The organism is Asanoa sp. NPDC050611, from assembly GCF_040654855.1.
In the GTDB taxonomy this organism is placed as follows: Bacteria; Actinomycetota; Actinomycetes; order Mycobacteriales; family Micromonosporaceae; genus Asanoa.
In genome coordinates this window covers 1-2,767 of the sequence record NZ_JBFAIU010000566.1, presented here as the reverse complement: position 1 = coordinate 2,767, position 2,767 = coordinate 1, and the positions used below count along the sequence as shown (strand labels likewise).

The window sequence follows — 2,767 nt, the reverse complement described above, 5'->3', positions numbered from 1 at the left end:
CACCGCGGGCGAGCTCAAGCTCGCCGAGCTGACCACGCTGTCCATGTCGATCCCCCAGCTGCGCGCCAACCGGGAGACGCTCAACCAGCGCGGCACCCAGGCCGACCAGGAAGTCGTCGACGCGGCGGTCGGCCGGATGATCTTCTCCGAGCGGCAGCTCTTCGAGGTCATGGTCGACTTCTGGAACGACTTCCTGCACGTCGGCCCGTTCTTCGACGGCTCCGACATGGTCCGCTCGGGCTTCGACCGCGACGTCATCCGCAAGCACGCGCTCGGCCGCTACCCGGACATGCTGGTCGCCGCCAACCGCCACCCGGCGCTGCTGATCTACCTCAACCAGAACCAGTCGAGCAAGGACAACGTCAACGAGAACCTCGCCCGGGAGAACCTGGAGCTGTACTCGGTCGGCGTCGACGGCGGCTACACGGAGAAGGACGTCAAGCAGGCCGCGCTGCTGCAGACCGGCCGCGGCGTCCGCGAGGACCAGTACGTCTACCAGCCCGAGCGGCACCACGTCGGGCCCGTGAAGATCATGGGGTTCAGCCACCCGAACGGCACGGCCGAGGGCGGCGAGGCGGCCAGCGACGCGTACTTCCGCTTCCTGGCCCTGCACCCGTCGACGGCGCGCTACATCGCGCTGAACCTCGCGGTCCGGTTCGTCTCCGACACCCCGCCCAGGTCGCTGATCGACCGGCTCGCCAAGACGTACACCACCAACGCCGGCGCGATCAAGCCGGTGCTGATGACGCTGTTCCGCTCGTCGGAGTTCTGGGCCGCGGTCGGCCAGAAGGTACGCCGGCCGATGGAGTACCTGACCGCCACGTACCGGACGCTCGGCGTCTCGCCCACCCCGAGTCCCGGTTTCCAGCAGGGCAACCGGAACCGCACGCCGTTCGCGGAGGGCCTGCGGCAGATCCGCGACAAGATGGACGAGCTCGGCCAGTTCCCGACCGGCCAGGCGACGCCGAACGGCTATCCCGACATCTTCCTGGCCTGGACCTCGGCCGGCACGATGATCAACGGCTGGAACGAGGCGCTGGACATCGTCAACGGCAACCGCCGGATGTTCTCGTACGTCGACCCGGCGAAGTTCGCCGGCGCGACGCCGCCGGCCACCGCCGGTGCCTACGTCGACGCCCTGGCGAAGCGCATCGTCCACCAGAAGCTGAGCGCCAAGGAGAAGGCGGCGCTGCTGTCCATCGCCGGCGTCGACGCCGGTGCAAAGGTCGACGCGTCGCTCGGCGGCGCGCTGACCTCCGTCGTGCGGGCCCTGCTCGCATCCCCGCAGCACCACCTCCGGTGATCCCCTTGGAGAGCAGCGTGTCGACATTCCCCGTCCACCCGGACTGCCCGGACCTCAAGGCGCTGGCCGGCAACCGGTTCGACGCCGTGCTGCGGGCCGAGGCGATCGCGGTCGAGGCCGAGAACGACGCCGAGCGCGACCGCCTGCAGCGGCTCAACGAGCTGGAGGAGCAGCAGCAGGACGGCCGTGGCATGACTCGGCGGACGTTCGTCGCCGGCGCGGCGGCCACGGCGACCGCGCTGGCCACCACCCAGTTCGTCTCCACCCGGGCGTCGTTCGCGGCGACGAAGACCGGGACGCTGATCCACGTCTTCCTCTACGGCGGGATGGACGGCCTGGCCATGGTGGCGCCGGCCGACGACCCGGTGCTCGCCAAGGTCCGCCCCGACCAGCTCATCCCCGAGAACAGCGGCATCGCCCTGCAGCGCGGCTTCCGGCTCACCGGCGCGTTCGCGCCCCTGAAGAAATACCTCGACGCGCGGCAGCTCGGCTTCGTGCCGGCGGTGACCGACCCGCGCCTGTCGCTGAGCCACTTCCAGGCCGCGGACGCCTGCAACCTCGGCGGCCTGCCGGGGGAGACGGGCGGCCGGGGCTGGCTGGACAGCCTGGTCGACGCGCTCGGCCCGGGCACCGCGTTCCGCAGCGTCGGCATCGGCAGCACGCTGCCCCGCTCGCTGGTCGGCACGAACGGCGCGATCGCGATGAACAGCGTCGGCTCCTTCAACCTCAACGGCGACCAGCGGTTCAAGGCGGCCACGGCCAAGGCCGTCAAGACGCTGTTCACCGACATCAACCACCCCGTGCAGGAGTCGGTGCGGGAAGGGCTGGCCGCGCTCAGCCTGGCACAGAAGCTCGCCGCGGACGGCTACCAGCCGGCCGACGGCGTGGAGTACCAGGGCATCGGCAACGCGTTCCGCCAGCTCGCCCAGCTCATCAAGGGCGGCGCCAACGTCCGCGTGGCGACCGTCGGCATGGGCGGCTGGGACACCCACGAGAACCAGGGCACCCAGGGCGGCTACGTGTTCGACCACATGAACGAGCTGGCCCGGGCACTGGCCGCGTTCTTCGACGACCTGGGCCCGGCCGCGGCCGACGTGACCGTGCTGGTGTCCAGCGAGTTCGGGCGGCGGGTCAGCCAGAACGGCAGCGGCACCGACCACGGCCACGGCGGCGTGATCGCCCTGCTGTCCGGCAAGAAGCTGGCCGGCAACCTGCTCGGCCGGTGGGACGGGCTCGAGAAGCTGGACGGAGGCAACGTCCCGGAATACAACAACATGTTCAACGTCTACGGTGCCGTCGCGCAGGGCCGGTTCGGTCTGACCAACGCCGAGGTGGACAGGATCTTCCCCCGACAGAAGTACGCCCCGGTGAAGCTCTTTGCGTGACTACCCTGGCGTCGTGAGCGTCGCGGTCCGGGTGATCCCCTGCCTCGACGTCGACGCGGGGCGGGTGGTCAAGGGCGTC

2 protein-coding genes are annotated in these 2,767 nt (G+C 70.4%); both read left to right on the top strand.

The annotated features are described in order from the left end of the window. On the top strand, positions 1-1,303 hold a 1,303-nt coding region (locus AB0H87_RS40255; RefSeq protein WP_360158619.1), incomplete at its 5' end, for a DUF1800 domain-containing protein. Between the two features lie 17 nt (positions 1,304-1,320). Further along, positions 1,321-2,688, top strand: coding sequence for a DUF1501 domain-containing protein (locus tag AB0H87_RS40250; protein WP_360158616.1), 1,368 nt, complete (start codon positions 1,321-1,323; stop codon positions 2,686-2,688). Positions 2,689-2,767: the final 79 nt, after the last annotated feature.